At 73.9% G+C, this 20,252-nt stretch carries 15 protein-coding genes; 6 read left to right on the top strand and 9 right to left on the bottom strand.

The genetic code is table 11. The features are described from left to right. Window positions 1–451: 451 nt before the first annotated feature. Together ABZ920_RS07815 and ptsP are read left to right on the top strand one after the other, a co-directional pair. Complete coding sequence (locus ABZ920_RS07815) at window positions 452–901, top strand: PTS glucose transporter subunit IIA (protein WP_361499896.1); 450 nt, start codon at window positions 452–454, stop codon at window positions 899–901. A gap of 77 nt (window positions 902–978) precedes the next feature. Further along, entirely contained in the window at window positions 979–2,649 is a 1,671-nt protein-coding gene (gene ptsP / locus ABZ920_RS07810; RefSeq protein ID WP_361499894.1) for a phosphoenolpyruvate--protein phosphotransferase, read from the top strand. Between the two features lie 116 nt (window positions 2,650–2,765). On the opposite strand, the gene ABZ920_RS07805 is transcribed toward ptsP, so the two are convergent. Next, a complete protein-coding gene (locus ABZ920_RS07805) occupies window positions 2,766–3,659 on the bottom strand; it encodes a hypothetical protein (RefSeq protein ID WP_361499892.1) in 894 nt (297 codons plus the stop codon). A gap of 24 nt (window positions 3,660–3,683) precedes the next feature. Continuing rightward, window positions 3,684–4,889, bottom strand: coding sequence for an MFS transporter (locus ABZ920_RS07800; protein ID WP_361499890.1), 1,206 nt, complete (start codon window positions 4,887–4,889; stop codon window positions 3,684–3,686). A 111-nt stretch (window positions 4,890–5,000) separates the two neighbouring features. Here ABZ920_RS07800 and ABZ920_RS07795 point away from each other — a divergent pair, with 111 nt between their 5' ends. Next, entirely contained in the window at window positions 5,001–6,317 is a 1,317-nt protein-coding gene (locus ABZ920_RS07795; RefSeq protein ID WP_361499889.1) for an aminotransferase class I/II-fold pyridoxal phosphate-dependent enzyme, read from the top strand. Between the two features lie 9 nt (window positions 6,318–6,326). On the opposite strand, the gene ABZ920_RS07790 is transcribed toward ABZ920_RS07795, so the two are convergent. Further along, window positions 6,327–8,294 carry an acetoacetate--CoA ligase gene (locus ABZ920_RS07790; RefSeq protein ID WP_361499887.1) on the bottom strand — a complete coding sequence of 656 codons (1,968 nt, stop codon included), beginning with the start codon at window positions 8,292–8,294 and terminating at the stop codon, window positions 6,327–6,329. A gap of 212 nt (window positions 8,295–8,506) precedes the next feature. Between ABZ920_RS07790 and ABZ920_RS07785 the strand changes: the two genes are divergently transcribed. Then, window positions 8,507–10,885, top strand: coding sequence for a glycoside hydrolase family 31 protein (locus tag ABZ920_RS07785; RefSeq protein WP_361499885.1), 2,379 nt, complete (start codon window positions 8,507–8,509; stop codon window positions 10,883–10,885). Here ABZ920_RS07785 and ABZ920_RS07780 read toward each other — a convergent pair. Together ABZ920_RS07780 and ABZ920_RS07775 are read right to left on the bottom strand one after the other, a co-directional pair. Further along, window positions 10,876–11,421, bottom strand: a complete 546-nt coding sequence (locus tag ABZ920_RS07780) for an NUDIX domain-containing protein (RefSeq protein WP_361499883.1) — start codon at window positions 11,419–11,421, stop codon at window positions 10,876–10,878. The genes ABZ920_RS07785 and ABZ920_RS07780 overlap by 10 nt on opposite strands. A 38-nt stretch (window positions 11,422–11,459) precedes the next feature. Then, window positions 11,460–12,278, bottom strand: coding sequence for a M15 family metallopeptidase (locus tag ABZ920_RS07775; protein WP_361499881.1), 819 nt, complete (start codon window positions 12,276–12,278; stop codon window positions 11,460–11,462). A gap of 600 nt (window positions 12,279–12,878) precedes the next feature. Between ABZ920_RS07775 and glpK the strand changes: the two genes are divergently transcribed. Then, a complete protein-coding gene (gene glpK / locus ABZ920_RS07770; RefSeq protein ID WP_361499879.1) occupies window positions 12,879–14,396 on the top strand; it encodes a glycerol kinase GlpK in 1,518 nt (505 codons plus the stop codon). Between the two features lie 93 nt (window positions 14,397–14,489). Here the strand turns inward: glpK and ABZ920_RS07765 are convergent, their stop codons facing one another. From ABZ920_RS07765 to ABZ920_RS07750, 4 genes are all read right to left on the bottom strand, one after another. Beyond that, window positions 14,490–15,095, bottom strand: a complete 606-nt coding sequence (locus tag ABZ920_RS07765) for an ATP/GTP-binding protein (protein WP_361499878.1) — start codon at window positions 15,093–15,095, stop codon at window positions 14,490–14,492. 328 nt (window positions 15,096–15,423) lie between these two features. Next, window positions 15,424–15,819, bottom strand: a complete 396-nt coding sequence (locus ABZ920_RS07760) for a DUF742 domain-containing protein (RefSeq protein WP_361499876.1) — start codon at window positions 15,817–15,819, stop codon at window positions 15,424–15,426. Window positions 15,820–15,828: 9 nt separating this feature from the next. After that, window positions 15,829–16,263: a roadblock/LC7 domain-containing protein gene (locus ABZ920_RS07755; RefSeq protein ID WP_361499874.1), complete on the bottom strand. Its 435-nt coding sequence runs from the start codon at window positions 16,261–16,263 to the stop codon at window positions 15,829–15,831. Then, the gene (locus tag ABZ920_RS07750) at window positions 16,260–19,109 is read right to left on the bottom strand and encodes a nitrate- and nitrite sensing domain-containing protein (protein WP_361499872.1); all 2,850 of its coding nucleotides are present in this window, start codon (window positions 19,107–19,109) and stop codon (window positions 16,260–16,262) included. The genes ABZ920_RS07755 and ABZ920_RS07750 overlap by 4 nt, the downstream gene beginning before the upstream one ends. Before the next feature lie 431 nt (window positions 19,110–19,540). Here ABZ920_RS07750 and ABZ920_RS07745 point away from each other — a divergent pair, with 431 nt between their 5' ends. Next, entirely contained in the window at window positions 19,541–20,113 is a 573-nt protein-coding gene (locus ABZ920_RS07745) for a hypothetical protein (protein ID WP_361499870.1), read from the top strand. Window positions 20,114–20,252 lie beyond the last annotated feature (139 nt).

The raw sequence follows: 20,252 nt of genomic DNA, 5'->3' as shown, positions 1-20,252 counted from the left end.
TTGAGTTCTCAAGGAACGGACGCTTCCTTCGTACTCACCCTCTCGGGCTTTCCTCCGGGCGCTTCCCTTCGGTGTTTCCGACTCTATCAGATCTTTCCGATCCGATTTCCTCGGCGCATTCCAGGTTCCCGCTTCCGCGTTTCCCTTTCCAGCGGATCCGACTTTATCAGGAGTTTTCCCTGCTTCTGACCACCGTCCTGCGGGCACGCAGAAGGGATCCCGAGATAGGATTCTGACAAAGTTGGATGCCTGTCGGGTGGAAGCGCCCACTGACGCTCCCCAACCTCCGACAGGACTAGTGACTGTACACGCGGCACGGCATGGGTGCAAATCGACATGCGGCAGCCGGGTGGTCTAGACCACTAGTCGGTGGTGGCATACCCTGCTCGGCAGCGGGCCGTCCGGGACAGGCAGCGGCGGCCCATATGTATCTCCACCCCTGGGAGGTCCCATGACCACCGTGACGTCCCCGCTGGCAGGACGTGCCATCGGACTGGCCGCCGTGCCGGACCCCGTCTTCTCCGGAGCCATGGTCGGCCCCGGTACGGCGATCGATCCGGTCCGTGAGCCCTCCGCGGCCGTGGCACCCGTCGGCGGAGTCGTCGTCTCGCTGCACCCGCACGCCTTCGTCGTGGTGGACGAAGAGGGGCACGGGGTGCTCACCCACCTCGGCATCGACACCGTCCAGCTCAACGGCGAGGGCTTCGAGCTGCTGGTGGCCAAGGGTGACACCGTGCAGCGCGGCCAGGCCGTCGTGCGCTGGAACCCCGCCGCCGTCGAGGCCGCGGGCAAGTCCCCCGTGTGCCCGGTCGTGGCCCTGGAGGCCACGGCCGGCTCCCTCTCCGACCTCCGTGCCGACGGCGATGTGAAGGCCGGCGACAGTCTCTTCTCCTGGAAGTGACCCACCGCCGTCGGGCGACGGCACCCAGAACAACCATCGCGGCGACGCCTACCGCCGCACTACCGGAGACGGGTGAGATGGAGACAACGCTGCGAGGCGTCGGTGTGAGCCACGGAGTGGCCATCGGCGAGGTTCGGCACATGGGAACGGCGGTGCTGGAGCCGCCCGCCAAGCAGATCCCGGCGGACGAGGCGGAGCGTGAGCAGGGGCGCGCCCGGCAGGCCGTGGAGGCCGTGGCGGCCGACCTCATGGCGCGCGGCAACCTGGCGGGCGGCGAGGCCCAGGCCGTGCTCGAGGCGCAGGCCATGATGGCGCAGGACCCCGAACTGGCCGCGGACGTCGACCGGCGCATCGCCGTCGGCAGCACGGCCGAGCGCGCGGTGTACGACGCGTTCGCCGCGTACCGGGATCTGCTGGCCGGTGCCGGCGAGTACCTCGCCGGCCGGGTGGCCGACCTCGACGACGTGCGGAACCGCATCGTCGCGCGGCTTCTCGGTGTGCCGATGCCCGGTGTTCCGGACAGTGACGAGCCCTACGTCCTGGTGGCGCGCGACCTCGCTCCGGCGGACACCGCGCTGCTCGACCCGGCGCTCGTGCTCGGCTTCGTCACCGAGGAGGGCGGCCCGACGAGCCACAGCGCGATCCTGGCGCGAGCGCTCGGCGTGCCGGCCGTGGTGGCCCTGCCGGGGGCCGTCGAGCTGGCCGAGGGAACGGTGATCGCCGTGGACGGCAGCACCGGTGAGGTCTTCGTGGACCCCGGCGAGGAGCGGAAGGCCAGGCTGGAGGCCGAGGCGGCGCAGCGCCGGGCCGCGCTGGCGGAGGCGACCGGGCCGGGTGTCACCTCGGACGGCCACAGGGTGCCGCTGCTGGCCAACATCGGCGGCCCCGCGGACGTGGCCGCGGCGGTCGAGGCGGGTGCCGAGGGTGTGGGTCTGTTCCGCACCGAGTTCCTGTTCCTGGACGACGACAAGAGGGCGCCGTCCGAGGAGAAGCAGGTCGCGGCCTACCGGCAGGTGCTGGAGGCCTTCCCCGGGAGCCGGGTCGTCGTGCGCGTGCTGGACGCGGGCGCGGACAAGCCGCTGGATTTCCTGACGCCGGCCGACGAGCCGAACCCGGCTCTGGGCGTGCGGGGTCTGCGGACGCTGCTCGACCACCCCGAGGTCCTGCGCACGCAGCTGTCGGCGCTCGCCAGGGCGGCGGAGGGCCTGCCGGTGCACCTGGAGGTGATGGCCCCCATGGTCGCCGACCGGGCCGACGCGAAGGCGTTCGCCGACGCCTGCCGTGCGGCGGGGCTGCGGGCGAAGTTCGGCGCCATGGTGGAGATCCCGTCCGCCGCGCTGCGCGCGCGGTCGATCCTGCGGGAGGTCGAGTTCCTGTCGCTCGGGACGAATGACCTGGCGCAGTACACCTTCGCCGCGGACCGTCAGGTCGGCGCGGTGTCGCGGCTGCAGGATCCGTGGCAGCCCGCGCTGCTCGACCTGGTGGCGCTGTCGGCCGAGGCGGCGAAGGCGGAGGGCCGAAGCTGCGGTGTGTGCGGTGAGGCCGCGTCGGACCCGCTGCTGGCGTGTGTGCTGACCGGTCTGGGTGTCACCTCCCTGTCCATGGGTGCGGCGTCGCTGCCTTATGTCCGGGCGACGCTGGCGAAGTACTCACTGGCGCAGTGCGAGCGTGCGGCGGCCGCGGCGCGGGCCGCGGACAGCGCGGACGAGGCGCGCAGCGCGGCGCAGGCGGTGCTGTCCGGCGAGTAGCCGGAGAGGTACGGCCGCCTGCTGCTGCCGGGGGGCGCTCCGCCTGCGGGCGGGGCGCCCCTTTTTCACCCCCTTCTACGCCCCCGTGAGAAGGCCCCTGCGTGCACCGTGCGGGATCAGTGCCGGTGGCCGGCGGTGCCTTCCTCCGGTCCGAGGTCCGGCGGCTCGCCGTAGTCGACGCCTGATTCCGGCGGGATCAGGTCGCCGGACTCCGCGTCGGTGCAGTAGGCGTCGAAGACCTCGCCCGCGGTGAGGGGTTCCAGGCCGTCGCCGCGCAGGCGCCAGCCGTAGACACGGTCCGCGGTGCCGGGGGCGCTGGTGCGCATGACGAGTCCGCCGGGGCTCGCCGTGGCGATGCCGAGCGCGAGGACCGCGGTCAACTCGAGGGCCTCGGCCTCGTCCGGCTGTGCGACGCCACTGTCGTCGTCATCGGCGTGGAGGACGGCGAGGAGGGTCTCTGAGCTGCCCGAGACGCTGCAGACCAGGTGCCGGTTGCCCGGCGGGGCCGTGTCGAGGATGCGGCTGAGGAGGCCGGCGGCGCGGGTGAACGCCGCGCGGCCGATGTCCTCGCCGCAGGACGCGCAGGGGCCGAGCCGGGCCAGGAGGGTGGCGGCGTACTCCCAGGTGGCCTGGCGGATCGCCGCGTCGACGAGCTCGGGGACGAGGGCGGTGAGGGGACGGCCGTCGTAGGGGAGGCTGGGGCCCGTGGTGGCGAGGTGGGCGGTGTAGCGGGTGCGGCTGGCCGGGGCGTCGGGGTCGAGGCCAGTGTCCGTGCAGAACTCCGCGTATTCGCGGGGGTCGAAGAGGGCGACCGTGGTGTGGCCGCCCCGGGCGGCGCGGCTTTTGAGTTCGGCTTCCACCTGCCGGAGGTAGGCGGTGTGGTCGTCGAAGGCGAAGCTGCGGTAGCGCCGCATGGCGCGGAAGTCCTGCTCGTCGGTCAGCAGGCCGATGGTGCCCGCGATCTCGCGGCGCAGGACGCGCCGCATCGTCCGGTGGTCGGTGTGCGCCATGTTTCCCCCTGTGTGCGCAGTCGATCAGTGCTCACTCACCGTAACCGGCGGCACTGACAGCGGTGTGCGGGTGAGGCGGGCGCGGACCATGCGGTGCTGGAGGAGGCAGGTGGCCGCGATGAGAGTGCCGAAGCCCGCCCAGCCGGCCGGGCCGGCGGCGATGGCGGCGGTGGCGGCGAGGGGGCCGATGCTGCGCTGTGCGGACTGCGCGAGTCCGTGCACGCCGAGGTAGGCGCCCTGGGCGGTGCCGGGGGCCAGGGCGACGGAGAGTTCCCAGGAGACGGTGGCGTGGAGCATCTCCGCCACGGTGAAGGCGACGGCCGACGCGGTGAGGAGCAGCGTGGCGCCGACCGTGCCGCCGGTCGCCGAGAGCGCCATGGCGGCACCGCCGAGGGCGAAGGCGGCGGAGAGCGGGATCAGCAGTGCGTGCGCGGCGGTGGTGGTGCTGCCGAACCGGGCGAGCGGGACTTGGAGGACGACCACCATGACGTTGTTCAGCACCATCAGCAGGGGGGCGAGGCCGTGGGGAGCGCTGCTCGCGTGGGCGATCCACAGGGGCAGGCCGACCTTGAAGACGGCGTCGTCGAGGAAGAGGACGGTCTCGGTGGCGACGTAGGCGAGGTAGGTGCGGTCGCGCCAGGGGTTGGCGGGCTTGGCGGTGGGCGCCGCCGCCGGGCCGGTGACGGGGCGGGACGGCGACGGGGGCTCGCCGCAGCGCAGGGTGAGCAGTGCGGCGAGGGCGAAGGAGAGGGCGTCGCCCAGCAGCAGCCAGCGGTAGGCCGCGTCGGTGCCCAGGGCGAGGGCCGCGGCGGCGCCGAGGCCGCCGAGGGCCCATCCAACGTTGGCGACGGTCCGGTTGACGGCCTGGTAGCGGACGCGGTCCGGGCCGGAGACGCGGGTGGCGTAGAGCTTGGTGAGCACGCTCGCGGCGCGGTCACCGAGGCTGCCGGCGGCGGAGAAGGTGAGCAGCAGGGCGTAGTTGTCGGTGGTCAGCAGGGCGAGGGAGGAGAGCGCGCGCAGAAGTTGCAGGGCGATGAGGACGCGGGTGAGGGGGAGGCGGTCGGCGATGCGGCCGCCGATGGGGGCGCCGGCGATGCCGACGGCTCCGGCGAGGGCGGCGAGGGTGCCGACCTGGGCGACGGACAGGCCGGAGACGTAGGTGAAGTACAGGACGGAGACGGAGGCCCACAGGCCGCTGCCGGTGCGGTCCACGAGGGCGATCACGAGCATGCTGCGGCCGTCGCGGCCTCCGGGTATGCGGGTCCTCCCCGCGGCTGCGCGGCTCCTGATGCCCACTGCTCCCCCTTGCCGATTCTGTTGTATTGATACATAGTGATCAACGTGGCAACACAATATGCGATCAACGGGGCGACGGCCAGGGAGATTGCCGCGTCCGTCGAACGGGGCGTGTCCGAGGGCGCGTTGGGCCCGGGTGCCGCGCTGCCGCCGGTGCGGCGGCTCGCGGAGGCACTGGGGGTGAGTCCGGGGACCGTCGCCACCGCCTACAAGGAGCTGCGCGGCCGGGGCATCGTCGTCACCCGCGGCCGCGGCGGGACGGTCGTGGCACCCGCCCCGGCGGTGGCATCACGCCGGCCGCCGAAGGTCCCGGCCGGGCTGCGGGACCTGGCCGGCGGGCATCCGGACCCGGCGCTGCTCCCCGTCCTGGTGCCGCCGTCCCACCTGCCGGGTGCCTGGTCCCACCGCTCCACGCCGCGGCTGGCCCGGCTGGAGGAGGCGGTGCGGGACTGGCTGCGGCCCGACGGCGTGCCGGTGGAGCACGTGACGTTCGCGCACGGCGCGCTGGACCTGATCGGGCGGCTGCTGTCCGTGGAGCTGCGGCCCGGTGACGCCGTCGCGATGGAGGATCCCGGCTACCACCACCTGCTGGACCTGGTCACCGCTCTGGGGCTGCGCAGCGTCCCCGTGGCCGTGGACGACGAGGGAATGCGTCCCGACGCCCTGCGCCGGGCGCTGCGGGAGGGCGTGCGGGCCGTGGTGTGCAGTCCGCGGGCGCAGAACCCCTACGGCGGGTGCTTCTCGGCGGAGCGGCGCGACGCGCTGCTCGGCGTGCTGGAGGCGCGGCCCGACGTGCTGGTCGTGGAGAACGACCATGCCTCCGCCGTGTCGGACGTGCCGCTGCGGACGCTGACCGCCGGTGCTCTCGCCCGCTGGGCGCACGTGCGGACGGTGAACAAGTTCCTGGGGGCCGACCTGCGCTGGGCCGCGGCGGCCTGCGACGCGGTCACGCTGGCCCGGCACGACGGGCGGCTGCTGCTGACGTCCGGCTGGGTCAGCCATCTGCTGCAGGAGACCGTGCACGGGCTGCTGACGGACGAGGGCACGCGCGCGCTGGTGGCGCGTGCGCGGGAGACGTACGCCCTGCGGCGCGCCGCCCTGGTGGCGGAACTCGGCGCGCGGGGCTTCGCGGCGCACGCGGCGAGCGGGATGAACGTGTGGGTGCCGGTGGTGGACGAGTCGGCCGTGGTCAACGGCCTGCGGTCGTACGGCTGGTGGGTGGCCGCCGGCGCCCGGTTCCGGCTGTCGTCGGCGCCGGGCGTGCGGATCTCCGTCGCCGGCCTGGAACCGGCCGACGCGGCGCGGCTGGCCTCGGACCTCGCCACCGTGCTCGGCGAGTCCGAGGCCACCTACGGCGGGTGAGCGCCCCGCTCAGGCGCGCTTGCGGGCCAGGTCCTCGTAGAAGCGCAGCAGGTCGAGGTCGTCGATCGAGCCGGGGTTGACCGCCTTCTCCAGCGGAGTGCCCTGGAGGAGGCGCTTGACCGGGACCTCGATGCGCTTGCCGGTGAGGGTGTGCGGCACGCCGGGCACCTCGATGACCTCGTCGGGGACGTGCCGCGGCGAGAGCTGTTCGCGCAGGGTCCGCCTGATGCGCTGCAGCAGGGCGTCGTCGAGGACGGCGCCGGGGACCAGGTGCACGAAGAGCGGCATCCAGTAGCCGCCGTCGGGCTGTTCGATGCCGACGACGAGGGATTCCTTGATCTCGGGCAGGCGCTCGACGGCTTCGTAGATGTCGGCCGAACCCATCCGGACGCCCTGGCGGTTGAGCGTGGAGTCGGACCGCCCGTGGATGATCACGGAGCCGCGGGAGGTGAGGGTGATCCAGTCGCCGTGGCGCCACACGCCCGGGTACATGGCGAAGTAGCTGTCGTGGTAGCGGCTGCCGTCGGGGTCGTTCCAGAAGTGGATCGGCATCGAGGGCATGGGGTTGGTGACGACGAGCTCCCCGACCTCGTCCACCAGGGGCGCGCCGCCGGGGTCCCAGGACCGCAGGTCGGTGCCCAGGCAGGGGGCCTGGAGCTCGCCGATGTGGACCGGCAGGGTCGGCACGGCCCCGGCGAAGCAGGAGCACACGTCCGTGCCACCGCTGACGGAGGCGATCCACAGGTCCTCGCGGACCTCGTCGTGCAGCCACTGGAACCCGTCGGGCGGCAGGGGCGACCCGGTGGTGGCGACGCACTGCACCCGGGACAGGTCGAAGTCGCGCGACGGGTGCACGCCCGCCTTGCGGCAGGCCATGACGTACGCGGCCGAGGTGCCGTACAGGGTGGTGCCGGTGCGCTCGGCGACCCGCCACTGGGCGCCGGTGTCGGGGTAGCCGGGGCTGCCGTCGTACAGAACGATCGTCGTGCCGGTCAGCAGGCCGGAGACGAGGAAGTTCCACATCATCCAGCCGGTCGAGGTGTACCAGAAGAACCGGTCCTCGGCCCCGAGGTCGCAGTGCAGCCCCAGCTGCTTGAGGTGCTCCAGCAGGATGCCGCCCTGGGACTGGACGATGGCCTTGGGCAGGCCCGTCGTCCCGGAGGAGTACAGCACCCACAGGGGGTGGTCGAAGGGGACCTGCTCGAAGTCGGGCTCCGCTTCGGCGGAGGTCAGGGCCGACCAGTCCAGGGCGCCGTCGGGGGCGTCGGTGCCGAGCAGGGGGATGTGGACGACGGCGCGCAGGGTGGGCAGCTCGCGGCGCAGTTCGGCGACGACCTCGCGGCGGTCGTGTTCCTTGCCGCCGTAGCGGTAGCCGTCGACGGTGAACAGGACGACCGGCTCGACCTGCTGGAAGCGGTCGAGGACGCTGCGGGCGCCGAAGTCGGGGGCGCAGGAGGTCCAGACGGCGCCGACGGCGGCCGTGGCCAGGAGGGCGACGACGGCCTGCGGGACGTTCGGCAGGTAGCCGCTGACGCGGTCGCCCGGGCGTACGCCGAGCGCCCGCAGTTCGGCGGCGAGGGAGCCCACCTGGCGGCGCAGCTGCGACCAGGTCACCGGGCGCGGCTCGTGCGTCTCGTCGACGTACAGCAGGGCGGGTTCGTCCGGGCGGGTGGCGGCCGCGCGCAGGGCGTGCTCGGCGTAGTTGAGGGTCGCGCCGGGGAACCACCGGGCGCCGGGCATGGCGCGGTCGCCCAGCACACGCTCGTACGGCGTCGAGAACCGGACGTCGAACCACTCCGCCACGGCCTGCCAGAAGGTGTCCAGCTCGTCGACCGACCAGCGGTGCAGGGCCGCGTAGCCGCCCTCGGCCGGGGCTCCGTGGTGCTCGGCGGCCCAGGCCTGGAACCTGGTGATCTGTGCCTGGGCGATGCGTGCCGGATCGGGCTGCCACAGGGGCAGGGACTTCGCGGTCGACATGGGGCGGCTCCCGGACTGTACGCGTCGTGTGCGTCGGTCGCGCACGTGCGGGGTGTGCGCGTGACGCGGCTGACAGGGACGATGCCACGTGATCGACTTCGGCACCAGGGCCCACCGCACATAGTCCCTGACGTGAAGATGTGGCCCGGCCACGGGTGAACGGCAGTTGAACGGCGCACCTCGGGCGCACCCGCGATGGCAGGGTGAGCGGCATGGACGGTCGTGACCTGGTGCGTTCGGTGAAGGCGGTCGGTTCGGCGGGGGCCGCCCGGGGAGTGCGCACCCTGCGGGCGGCGTGGCGCAGGCGGCGCGCCGACGCCGCGGGCCTCGCTCCGCGCGGGGCCGAACGGGCCCGCGTGCCCGGCCAGGTGCGGGGCGCGGAGCCCGGGCCGGGCGGCGGTACGGTGCGCTTCGCCCGCTCGGAGCTGCGGATAGCCGTCGCGGTGAACGGGGCGGTCTTCTGGGCGTGGGACGGGGCCGGGCCCGGGCCGTCGTACGCGCTCGCGGGCCCCGGCCCCGAGCCGGACCCGCGGGCGGTGCTGGAACCGGACAAGGACGGCGGCTGGCGGGTCGTGGCCGAGCGGGTCACGGTGGCGGTGTCCCGGCACGGCGCGGTCGAGGTGTGCACGCCGGGCGGGGTGACACTGCGGCGCGACCTGCCGCCCCGGTGGTGGGAACCGGCGGGCGGGGGTCCGGCGCGGTGGATGCAGCGGTCGCAGGTGGCGGCCGACGCCCGGTTCTTCGGTCTGGGCGCACGGGCGTCGGGGTCCCGGCTGCGCGACGGGACCTACCGGCTGTGGAACACCGGTGCCGGGCGCGCCGCCGGGCCCGGCGGCGACCAGTGCCACCTCACCATGCCGGTCCAGCTCGTCGTGGCCGACGCGGGCACGCACCTGGTGTTCCACGACAGCTCCTGGGACGGCACGCTGACCCTGCGGGAGGGCCGGGAGGGCGCGGGCTCGGGGCACGACCGGGCGGGCTCGTGCGAGCTGCGGATGGACGGCGGGCCGCTGCGCTGCTGGGTGATGGCCGGTACGCCCGCGCGGGTGCTGACGGCCTGGTCCGCGCTGACCGGTCCGGCGGCGCTGCCGCCCGTGTGGGCGCTGGGCCACCACCACCTGTGGTCCGGTTCGGGCGGCGAGGAGGAGGTGCGCCGGATCGTCGCGGGGCATCAGGAGCACCGCCTTCCGCTGGACGCCGTCCACCTGGGCGCCGGTCACCAGGACGGGTGCCGGGCGTTCACGGTCGACCAGGAGGGCTTTCCCAAGCTGCCGGTGCTCGCCGACGAGCTGCGCCGGAACGGCGTCCGGCTGGTGTCGGTGGTGGACCCGGCGGTGTGTGCCGCCCCGGGCCATGCCGTGTACGACGGCGGGACAGCCGGGGACGTCTTCGTGCGGGAGGCCTCCGGACGGCTCGTCCGCGGGGCCGCACGGCCGGGCGAGGCGGTCTTCCCGGACTTCACGGACGCGGGCGTGCGGGCGTGGTGGGGCGGCCTGTACGCGGAGCGGCTGGCGCAGGGCTTCTCGGGCTTCTGGCACGACCTGGACGAGCCGACGTCCTTCGCCGCCTTCGGCGAGCCGACGCTGCCCCGCTCCGCCCGGCACTCCCTGGAGGGCCGGGGCGGCGACCACCGCGAGGCCCACAACGTGTACGCGCTGTGCATGGCCGGGGCGGCCCACGAGGGGCTGCGGGCGCTGCTGCCGCAGGAGCGGCCGTTCGTGTTCTCGCGCTCGGGGTGGGCCGGGGTGCAGCGGTACGCGGCAGCGTGGTCGGGGGACGTCACCGCGGGCTGGCCGGCGCTGCGGGCGTCACTGTCGTCGGTCGTGGGGCTGGGGCTGTGCGGAGTGCCGTTCGCGGGAGCCGACGTCGGCGGGCCGGACGGGACCGGCTCGCCGGAGCTGTACCTGCGCTGGTGGCAACTGGGGGCGTATCTGCCGCTGTTCCGCACCCGCGCGGGTGCGCGGGCGGGGTGCCGGGAGCCGTGGGAGTTCGGGCCGGAGGTGCTTCAGGCCGTGCGCGGGGCGCTGCTGGAGCGCCGGCGCCTTCTGCCGTACTTCGTGACGCTGGCCCATCTGGCGCGGCGCACGGGGGCGCCGATGGTGCGGCCGCTGTGGTGGGGTGCCCCCGAGGACCGCGTGCTGCGGGAGTGTGAGGACGCCTTCCTGCTCGGGGACTGCCTGCTGGTGGCACCGGTGCTCGCTCCCGGGGCCGGGCCGCGCGCGGTGCGGCTGCCGCGGGGCCGCTGGTACGACACGGTGACGGAGCGGGCCTACGAGGGGCCGGCGCGGGTGCTGATCGACGCCCCGCTGTCGCGGATCCCGGTGCTCGCGCGGGCGGGTGCGGTGCTTCCGGTGCGGGGTGCGGACGGGGGGCTGGAGCTGGAGGTGTGGGCGCCGGCGCGGGGCCGTACCGGCGGCGGGGTGGTGGTGCGGGACGCGGGGGACGGCTGGGACGAGCCGGTTGTCGAGCGCTGCGCCGTCCACTGGCGGGAGGGCCGCCCGGTCGTCGAGTGGGAAGGGGAGGACGGCGCCGGCGCGCCGCCCTGCCCGGTGCGCGTACGTGGGTGCGGCGGGCCCGGGGCTCAGACGTAGCGGCCCTCGAAGAAGGCCCGGACGGCCAGCGTGTGGAGCGGGAAGGCGAGCTCCTCGGGCCGGCGCAGCAGGTGCCAGCCCTCCGTCTCGTCCGTCGGCGCGGACCGCGGGAGGCCCTCGGCGGGGCGTTCGGGCAGGAGCCCGAAGAGCAGCAGGTGCCCGTCGGGCGAGCTCATCGCGTCGGCGAGCCGCACGTCGCGGCTCGCCGCCTCGATGCCCGTCTCCTCCCGCAGTTCGCGGACGACGGCCTGCCGCCAGTCCTCCCGGTCGTCGATGAAGCCGCCCGGCAGTGCCGTGCCCCCGCGCGCGGGGGCGATGGTGCGGGTGATGACGACCAGGGCGGTGCCCTGCCTGTCGTACACGGGCTGGAGGGCCACCGCGACCGGCAGCGGGTTGCGGTAGGCCACGGCTCCGCAGGCCGGACAGGTGCGGGGCCAGCCCGTGACGCCCTCCCCGTAGGGCGCTCCGCAGCTGGAACAGTGGGAACACTGGGAATGCGGCGCGGAGTTGACGGTTGCGTGCTGGTTCTCGGACACGCGCGGACTGTATCCGATCGCGGGGAGGGCGTCTTCGGTCAGGTGGCGTCTCGGTGCCCGGCCAGGGAGGCGCGGCTCACGGGGAAGTCGAAGTACGTGTCCGGGTAGGGCTCGGGCTTGTAGGTGTAGTGCCACCACTCCTCGGCGAGGTTGACGAAGCCGAGCGCCTCCAGGGTGCTCTTGAGCAGCAGCCGGTTGGCCAGCTGCCGGCCCTGGACCCGGGGGTCGAGGGTGTGGGCGAGGGTGTCGAAGCAGTCGTAACCGGTGCCCATGTCCACCGAGTTGTCCGGGAAGCGTTCGGCCTGGGGGGCGTAGCAGGGCACCAGGGGCCGGCCCGGGGTGTAGGGACGGGTGGGTTTGGCGGGGAGCCTCACGAGGGTGAGGTCCATGGTCGAGCCGCGGCTGTGGCCGGACTTCTCCGCGATGTACCCGTCCTGGAACAGCCGGGTCTTGTCGACGTCCGGGTAGAACTCGCCCTTCATCCGCTGGTCGTCGAGGTCCTGCGCCCAGCGCACGAAGTGGTCCACGGCGCGCTGGGGCCGGTAGCAGTCGTACACCTTGAGCGTGTAGCCCCGGCGCAGCAGCTGCCGCTGGGCCTGGTGGAGGGCCTCGGCGGCGGGCCGGGTGAGGATGCAGACGGGCTGCCGGTAGCCGTCGACGCGCTCGCCGACGAAGTTGTGCGGGGTGAAGTAGCGGATCTCCTGGATGATCGTCGGGTCGACGGTGCTGAGGGCGACGAAGTCCTGCGGCGCCCTGGGGTCGGGCGTGGCCTGCGCGGTGGCCGGGGCGGCGGTCACGGTCAGCAGGGCGGCGACGCCGGTGATCAGGCCGCGGACGGCACGGGTCAGTCGTGTCATGTCCCCTGCATCTATCAGGAACAGGTCCGTTCGGGGAACCCGATCGCGCCGATCAGCCGCGGGGACGGGCGTCGGAGAGCCTCGCCGAAGGGGCGCGTCCGGGCCGCCGTCCGCGCCGCCGCCGACGGCCTTGACGCCTCCCGCGGCCGGGTGAACACTTCCCGTGCCGGTGGGGCGCCCCGTTTTCCACCGGCCCGGCGGGGCACGGCGGGCGCGCGGTCCCGGCGCTCACCCGCTACCTCCCCCGGACGGCGATCCGGCCCCGGGCAGGGGCCGCGACCCGCCCCGGGGAGGGCCCTGGCCGTCCCCGGGACCGGTCCGTCCCGCACCGTCGCACGCCACCTCGTCCGCCTCGCCCATCCCGAGCGGTTCCGGGACAATGATGGCCGGACCGGTACCCAGCGCCGGCAGCGCCGGCGTACCCCGTCCACAGCGCCGGCACGTCTCCCCCGCCCCCAGCCATCCCCGGGACCCGACCGAACCCCTCGACCGCCCATCCGCCGACGAAGGACCACCAGCACGGTCGCGCTCGTCCTGCCGGTCCTCGCGGGCGTCCTCCACACCGCAGTCCTCTGACCCTCGCCACCAAGGGGTGCAGCCATGACGGACAACGCCGAGAAGTACGTGGCGGCCATCGACCAGGGCACGACCTCCAGCCGCTGCATCATCTTCGACCACAGCGGCGCCGTCGTCGCCGTCGACCAGCGCGAACACCGCCAGATGTTCCCCAGGCCGGGCTGGGTGGAGCACGACGCCACCGAGATCTGGTCCAAGGTGCAGGCGGTCGTGGCCGGCGCCATCGCCAAGGCCGGACTGCGCGCCGATCAGGTGAGCGCGCTCGGCATCACCAACCAGCGCGAGACGACCGTGCTGTGGGACCGCGCCACGGGCAGGCCCGTGCACAACGCGATCGTCTGGCAGGACACCCGCACCGCGGCGCTGTGCCACGAACTCGGCGGCTTTGAGGGGCAGGACCGTTTCCGCGAGCAGACGGGCCTCCCGCTGGCCAGCTACTTCTCGGGACCCAAGGCCGTGTGGCTGCTGGACAACGTGCCGGGCCTGCGCGAACGGGCCGAGCGCGGTGAGATCGCCTTCGGCACGATCGACTCCTGGCTCATCTGGAACCTCACCGGCGGCACCGACGGCGGGCAGCACGTCACCGACGTCACCAACGCCGGACGCACCCTGCTGATGAACCTGGAGGACCTCCAGTGGGACCGTTCGATCCTGTCCGTGATGAACGTCCCCGAGGCGATGCTGCCCGAGATCAGGTCCTCCTCCGAGGTCTACGGCACCGCCGTCGGCCAGCTCGCCGGGGTGCCCGTGGCCTCCGCCCTCGGCGACCAGCAGGCGGCCGTGTTCGGGCAGGCCTGCTACGACGTGGGAGACGCCAAGAACACCTACGGCACCGGCAGCTTCCTGCTGCTGAACACCGGCAGCCGGCCGGTGCCGTCGAAGAGCGGCCTGCTCACCACCATGGGCTACAAGATCGGCGGCGAGGCGCCGGTGTACTGCCTGGAGGGTTCCATCGCCATCACGGGCGCGCTGGTCCAGTGGTTCCGCGACCAGCTCGGGATCATCCGCACGGCGGACGAGATCGAACCGCTGGCGGCGAGCGTCGAGGACAACGGCGGCGCCTACATCGTGCCCGCCTTCTCGGGCCTGTTCGCGCCGTACTGGCGCTCGGACGCGCGCGGTGTGATCACCGGCCTGACGCGGTACGTCACCAAGGCGCACCTGGCACGGGCGGTGCTGGAGGCCACCAGCTGGCAGACGCGTGAGGTCGTCGACGCCATGTACCAGGACTCCGGGGTGCGGATCACCGCCCTGAAGGTGGACGGCGGCATGACGAAGAACAACCTGCTCATGCAACACCAGGCGGACGTCCTGGACGTGCCGGTGATCCGCCCGAAGGTCTCCGAGACGACCTGCCTCGGCGCCGCGTACGCGGCCGGGCTCGCCACCGGGGTGTGGGACGACCTCGACGAGCTGAAGTCGCACTGGAAGAAGGACGCCGAGTGGACTCCGTCCATGGACGCCTCGGTCCGCGACCGCCAGTACCGCAACTGGCGCAAGGCGGTGGAGAAGAGCTTCGGCTGGCTGGAGGACGGCGAATAGGCGGCCGTGGGCGCCCCGTCCCGGCGCGGGCGGCACGAGGGGTGGCGCGGCGCTGCCCGCACCCGGGCGGGGGCACGGGCAGGTGCCGGTGCGTCAGGTGGTGACGGCCCGGCGGCGGTGCGCGCTGTACGCCATCGCGTGCCGGACGACCCCGACCAGGACCTCCTTGACCGACTCGCGGTCGCGGGCGTCGCACAGCACGAGCGGGACGTCGTCGTCGAGGTCGAGGGCCTGGCGGACGGCGTCCGCCGGGTAGCGCGGGGCGCCCTCGAAGCAGTTCACGCCCACGACGAACGGGATGGAGCGCCGCTCGAAGTAGTCGACGGCGGCGAAGCAGTCCTCCAGCCGGCGGGTGTCGGCCAGGACGACCGCGCCCAGCGCGCCCTCGGACAGCTCGTCCCACATGAACCAGAACCGCTCCTGCCCCGGCGTTCCGAACAGGTAGAGCACCAGGTCCTCGCGCAGGGTGATGCGCCCGAAGTCCATGGCCACGGTGGTGGTGCGCTTGCCCTCCACACCGCTGACGTCGTCGACCGGGCGCCCGGCCTCGGTGAGCAGTTCCTCGGTGCGCAGCGGTCTGATCTCGCTGACCGAGCCGACGAGGGTCGTCTTGCCCACGCCGAAACCGCCGGCCACGAGGATCTTGAGCGTGACGGGCTCGACCGGGGACTTGCCGCGCTCAGAACGCCCGAAGATCATCGTTCACTTCTCCTGCTCGATGGGATGCGGGTGGCGGTGGGCCGCAGCTCCGGCCACCGGGCTTTTCGATGACGAGTACGCCGCCCGGCCCGGCGTCCGTCGCGTCGCTCGCGCCGAGCGCGACGACCGTGCCGTCCGCGCGCTCTCCGCTCGACCAGGCGCTGGTCCGTGAGCGTGCCCGGGGGCGCGCGCCTTGCCGCAGGTCTCGCCGTCCGGCTCGCGCGTCGGCGGGCTGCCGCCCGGGCGCCGCGACGATGCGGGTGAAGATGCCGCCGCGGTCCACGCGGAACTGCCGGCCTGTCACGTCATGACCCCGCTTCCGCGCTGTTCACAGCGCACGCAGGCCGTTGATCACGTCGCGCAGGATGCTCTCGTCCGGCAGCTCGGCCGGGGGCACCGGACGTGTCACGTGGACGTAATCCTCGTCCACGAGGTCGCCCACGAGCACCCGGACGACGCCGATGGGAAGGTCGAGCTCCGCGGCGAGTTCGGCGACCGACTGCGGGGTGTCGCGACACAGTTCGACGATGTCCACGTGTTCCGGGGACAGGGTCGGGTCCGCCTCCGGGTCGTCCACGTCGGGCTCGGTGACGACCACCGCGATCAGGTCGAGGCGGTGCTGGGCCGCATGGCTGGTGCGGCCCCGCGTCATGGCGTAGGGACGTACCACCGGCCCGGCCTCGTCGTCGAACCAGTGGCTGCTTCCCTGACCGTCTGCGCTCATGTCATCCCACTACCCGCCGGTGGACACATCGGTGCGCGGTGCGGCGCCGAGATGCACCCCGACCCGCTTGACGAGGAGGGTCATCTCGTACGCCACCTGGCCCACGTCCGAGTCGGCGTCGGACAGGACGGCGAGGCAGCTGCCGTCGCCCGCGGCGGTGACGAACAGGAAGGCGTCGTCGAGTTCGACCACCGTCTGCCGGACGCTGCCCGCCTCGAAGTGGCGTCCGACGCCCTTGGCGAGACTGTGGAACCCGGAGGCCACGGCGGCCAGGTGCTCGCTGTCCTCCCGGGTCAGGTCCTTGGACGCTCCCGTCGGCAGACCGTCCCCGGAGAGCACGAGTGCCTTGCGGATGCTGGCCACGCGCTCCACGAGCTCGTCGAGGAGCCAGTCGAGCTCCTTCCTGCCGCTCGCGGTGTGGCCGGTCGCCTTCGGTGCGGTCATCGACCGTCCCCCTTTGTCGTTCCCTGTGCTGTGCCGCCCCGGGCGTGTTCGCCCGCGGCGTTCTCCTCACGGCCGCGCTGCCAGCCGCGCTGGAGCGAGGCCATCCGGCTGCGCACCTCCTCGGCGTCGCGGTCGACCGGGTCGGACCGGTCCTCGGTGCGCCGCTCGGAGCTGTTCCTCAGTTGCGGGGCGAGACTCGCCTGCCGCACGCGCCGGGGCAGCGGCCCGGGGCCGGATCCCGGCTCGCCCGGTGCGGTGGCACCGCGCCGGCCGTCCTCCTCGGGCTCCTCCGCGGGGCGCCCGGTGGTGCGGGTGCGCCGGGGAAGGACCGGGGGCTCCTCCGCCCGCCCGGCGGGAGCCGGGGCATCCGGGGAGGCGTGCCGACCACCGCCGCGGCCCGTTCCCGCCCCGGTGCCCCCGGCGGGCGTCCCTCCGCGCCGGCGGGACGGCAGCGGGGCGGGTCCTACCGGCTGCGGCCGGTCCGGGCTGGGCGAAGACGCGCCGTCCGCCTCCTCGCGGCGGGACCGGTGCTCGCCGACCGGACGTCCGTGCGAGCTGACCAGCTTGGGCGTGCGGCGCCGGGGCAGCGGGACCGGGCCGGAAGGCTCCTTGCCGCCGGTGCGGTCCTGCCCGCCGCGCAGACCGGTCGCCTGCCGGTGGTCCGTGCCGGGGCGGGCCGCTGCGGCGCCCGCGTCCGGGCCGCCGAGCAGGCGGCGCGGGCCGAACAGTGCCTCGTGCTCGCCGTCCCCGTCCCCGAGGGCGTCCGGGAAGCCGCCGAGGGCGTCGAGGTCGACGGGGGCCTCCAGCTCCACCGGCCCGTCCAGCAGCGACGCCGGCAGGCCCGGGAGCCGCGCGGGCGCCTGGGGCAGGGCCGTCCTGCGGCTCTCCGCCAGGTCGGCGTCCTCGGCGGGCCGCTGCCGGTCGATGCGGAAGCCGAGTCCGTTGGTGTCGGGGACGTCGTCCGTCAGCAGCACGTCCGGGATGAAGACGACGGCGGTGGTGCCGCCGTACGGGGACGGCTGCAGCGAGACCCGGACGTTCTGCCGCTGGGCGAGCCGGCTGACCACGAACAGGCCGAGCCGGTCGGTGTCCGACAGCTCGAACTCCGGTGTCTCGGCGAGCCGGAGGTTGGCGTCGAGCAGGGCTTCGGCGGCCATGCCCAGGCCACGGTCGTGGATCTCCAGGGTGAAGCCGTTGGCGACGCGTTCCCCGACGACCTGCACGGCCGTGTGCGGAGGGGAGAACACGGTGGCGTTCTCCAGCAGCTCGGCCAAGAGGTGGGTGATGTCGGCGACCGCCGGACCGGTGACCGCGACACGCGGCAGCCGGCGGACCTCGATGCGTTCGTAGTCCTCCACCTCGGCGACGGCGGCGCGCACCACGTCCATCAGCCGCACCGGTTTGCGCCACTGCCGGGAGGGAGCGGCGCCGGAGAGGATCACCAGGCCCTCGGCGTGCCGTCGCATGCGGGTGGTCAGGTGGTCGAGCCGGAACAGGTCGGCGAGCTCGTCGGTGTCCTCGGTACGGCGTTCCATGGCGTCGAGGAGGGTGAGCTGCTTGTGCAGCAGGACCTGGCTGCGGCGGGCGAGGTTGACGAAGACCTCGGAGACCCCGGCCCGGAGTTCGGCCTGCCTGACGGCGGCCTCGACGGCGGCCCGCTGCAGGGTGTTGAGGGCTTGGCCGACCTCGCCGATCTCATTCTTGTCGTACCGCAGATGCGGGACCTCGGTCTCCACGTCGACGTGCTCTCCGGCCGACAGCCGGCGCATCACGCTGGGCAGCCGGACGCCGGACGCCTCGTGGGCCTCCAGGCGCAGCCGGCGCAGGTCACGGATGAGGCTGCGGCCGATGCGCACGGACACGACGAGGGAGACCAGCAGCGCGACCAGGCCGAGGACGCCGACGACGGCCGCCTCCACGACGACGCCGACGGCCACGGGGCGGACCCGGTCCTGGTAGCGGTCGGCCGCCTGGTCGCCCAGGACGCGGAGGTCGTCGAGCACGGTGGCGGCGGCGGTGTCCCAGCTCTTGGCGGTGACGCCGCGGGGCGTGCCCGCCCCCGAGGAGAGGACGGCGCGCTCGGCGGCGGTCAGCGGAGCGGTGCCGGCGTCCTTCCACAGGGCCTCGTACCGTTCCCGCTCCGAGGAGGGCAGCAGCGGCAGGTTGACGTCGTACAGCAGAGTGCGCTGCGCGATGAGGCCGGAGACGGCACGCGCCTCGGCGCCGGAGAGCTTCCCCACGACCAGGGCCGAGCCGAGCAGGGCGTCCTCGCGGGAGAGCAGTTCGCGGGCGCGGGTGATGCCGACCAGGGCGCGCGCCTGCTTGTCCAGTTCCACGTCGTCGATGCCGTCCAGGGCGGTCAGCAGCGCGAAGCAGGGGTCGACCAGCCGGTTGTAGAGGTCGAGGGCCTGGAACCGGGAGACGGTGCCGCCCTCGACGCTGTCGCGCAGCGAGCCGAGGTCGTCGAGGGCGTCCAGGGCGGTGGTGAGGTGCTGCGCGTCGTCCTCGTCCATGCCGTCCCGGACGCCGGAGTCCCTGGCGTTGCGGCGGAGAGCGGCGAGGGTGGCGTCGGTGGCGGTGCGGGTGCTGCGGAGTGCCGAGAGCGCGTCGGAGGCGCGCGGGTCGGCGAGGTACACGAGCGTCTGGCGGCGTTCCTGCTGCAGCGCGCGGACGGTGTCCTCGGTGGGGTAGCCGATCCTCTCCACGATGGCCGTCACGTGGAACAGCCGGGTCGCCTCGCGTCCGGTGATCACGCTCCCGAGTCCCCAGATCGCGGTGAGGGACACCAGCGGCACCAGCAGCAGCGCCACGATCTTCCTGCGGATGGACTTCCCGCGAAAGCGCATGGCCTCCCCCAGCTCGACCCCCGTGGGCAGGGGGTACGCATGTGCGTCAACAAACGGCGCGAGCCTACTACCGACGCACGGATAACTCGAAGAACTGTCCGGAGCCCGAACTTCCGCACCGGCGGCGGAAGAGAGGGAGTTGTCCTGCCATGACGGGAGATGACACCCCGGGAAGGCGCCCTGGAGCGGATGGCCGGAACCGACCGGCCGGCGTGGTCGGTTGACGGGTTGGCCGGTTCTTTTCGCCACCGGGGAATCTTCCTGACGCCCTCGTTCGTCCTTGTCTGTGAGGAACGGGGGCGGAACCGGTCACAGGAGCCGCATCCCGCACCTGGGGCGGCGTAGAACGGCCCAAGCCGGGCAGCCACTGGGGAGCGGGGTCTTCGGACACCTGGGCGAGCGGTCTGCTGGCGGTGGGGAGTGACACGTTGATGGGCACGGCGGAGCGGCGCGAGACGGCCGGTGACGGCACGGCGGGACGACTCGGCACGGCGCGGCGGGCGTCCGGGACATCCGGCCGCGGCAGCACGGCGGGAAAGGACGGGCCCGCCGCCTTGTACGGCGATGTGACGGCCGCCGGTGAGCGGGGACCGGCACACGCGGAACAGCGGGCCCGCAAGCCCCTGTGGGTCGAGGAACCGGCACGCCGGCGACGGATGCCGGACCCGGTCCGGGAGGCGGCCGTCCGGGCGGTGCTGATCATCTCCGTGACGCTGATACAGGCGGTGGTGGCGTTCCTGTGCACCATGGCCGGGTCCTGGCTGGGGCTGCCCATGGTCCTCAGCAGCGTGGCGAGCACCGTGGTGGCCACGTGGGCCGTGCTCGACGTGTGGGTGAACCGCCAGGTGTGGAACCAGCGGCACGGCGTGGTGTCGGTGCCGAGCAGCACGGCCCGGGCGCTGCGGCGCGAGCGCCGCCGCGTCCGGCGCGAGGAGCGGGCGGCCGAGCGGGCGCAGGGGCGGATACGCCGGCGGGGCGGCGCGAGGCAGCTGTCTCACTCCTGAGTCCCGGCGAACGGCCGCTACGGGACTGGCCGGTGGCCGGTCAGGCTGCGGTGGCGGCGCCCTTCCCGGTCGCAAGGCCGTGATGCGCCCGGCCCTTCCCGGCCCGCCCGGTGGGCGGCGGGCCGGGAAGGCCGCCGGG

The organism is Streptomyces sp. NPDC046831 (assembly GCF_040645305.1).
Classification (GTDB): Bacteria; Actinomycetota; Actinomycetes; order Streptomycetales; family Streptomycetaceae; genus Streptomyces.
This window is presented reverse-complemented; position numbering and strand designations above follow the sequence as displayed.

What these genes read in the sequence shown, in the direction of transcription:
- ptsP (WP_361499894.1), top strand. Translation starts at nt 979, where the DNA reads ATGGAGACAACGCTGCGAGGCGTCGGTGTGAGCCACGGAGTGGCCATC.
- ABZ920_RS07800 (WP_361499890.1), bottom strand. Translation starts at nt 4,889, where the DNA reads ATGCTCGTGATCGCCCTCGTGGACCGCACCGGCAGCGGCCTGTGGGCC.
- ABZ920_RS07785 (WP_361499885.1), top strand. Translation starts at nt 8,507, where the DNA reads ATGGACGGTCGTGACCTGGTGCGTTCGGTGAAGGCGGTCGGTTCGGCG.
- glpK (WP_361499879.1), top strand. Translation starts at nt 12,879, where the DNA reads ATGACGGACAACGCCGAGAAGTACGTGGCGGCCATCGACCAGGGCACG.
- ABZ920_RS07765 (WP_361499878.1), bottom strand. Translation starts at nt 15,095, where the DNA reads ATGATCTTCGGGCGTTCTGAGCGCGGCAAGTCCCCGGTCGAGCCCGTC.
- ABZ920_RS07815 (WP_361499896.1), top strand. Translation starts at nt 452, where the DNA reads ATGACCACCGTGACGTCCCCGCTGGCAGGACGTGCCATCGGACTGGCC.
- ABZ920_RS07805 (WP_361499892.1), bottom strand. Translation starts at nt 3,659, where the DNA reads ATGGCGCACACCGACCACCGGACGATGCGGCGCGTCCTGCGCCGCGAG.
- ABZ920_RS07745 (WP_361499870.1), top strand. Translation starts at nt 19,541, where the DNA reads ATGGGCACGGCGGAGCGGCGCGAGACGGCCGGTGACGGCACGGCGGGA.
- ABZ920_RS07790 (WP_361499887.1), bottom strand. Translation starts at nt 8,294, where the DNA reads ATGTCGACCGCGAAGTCCCTGCCCCTGTGGCAGCCCGATCCGGCACGC.
- ABZ920_RS07750 (WP_361499872.1), bottom strand. Translation starts at nt 19,109, where the DNA reads ATGCGCTTTCGCGGGAAGTCCATCCGCAGGAAGATCGTGGCGCTGCTG.
- ABZ920_RS07760 (WP_361499876.1), bottom strand. Translation starts at nt 15,819, where the DNA reads ATGAGCGCAGACGGTCAGGGAAGCAGCCACTGGTTCGACGACGAGGCC.
- ABZ920_RS07775 (WP_361499881.1), bottom strand. Translation starts at nt 12,278, where the DNA reads ATGACACGACTGACCCGTGCCGTCCGCGGCCTGATCACCGGCGTCGCC.
- ABZ920_RS07755 (WP_361499874.1), bottom strand. Translation starts at nt 16,263, where the DNA reads ATGACCGCACCGAAGGCGACCGGCCACACCGCGAGCGGCAGGAAGGAG.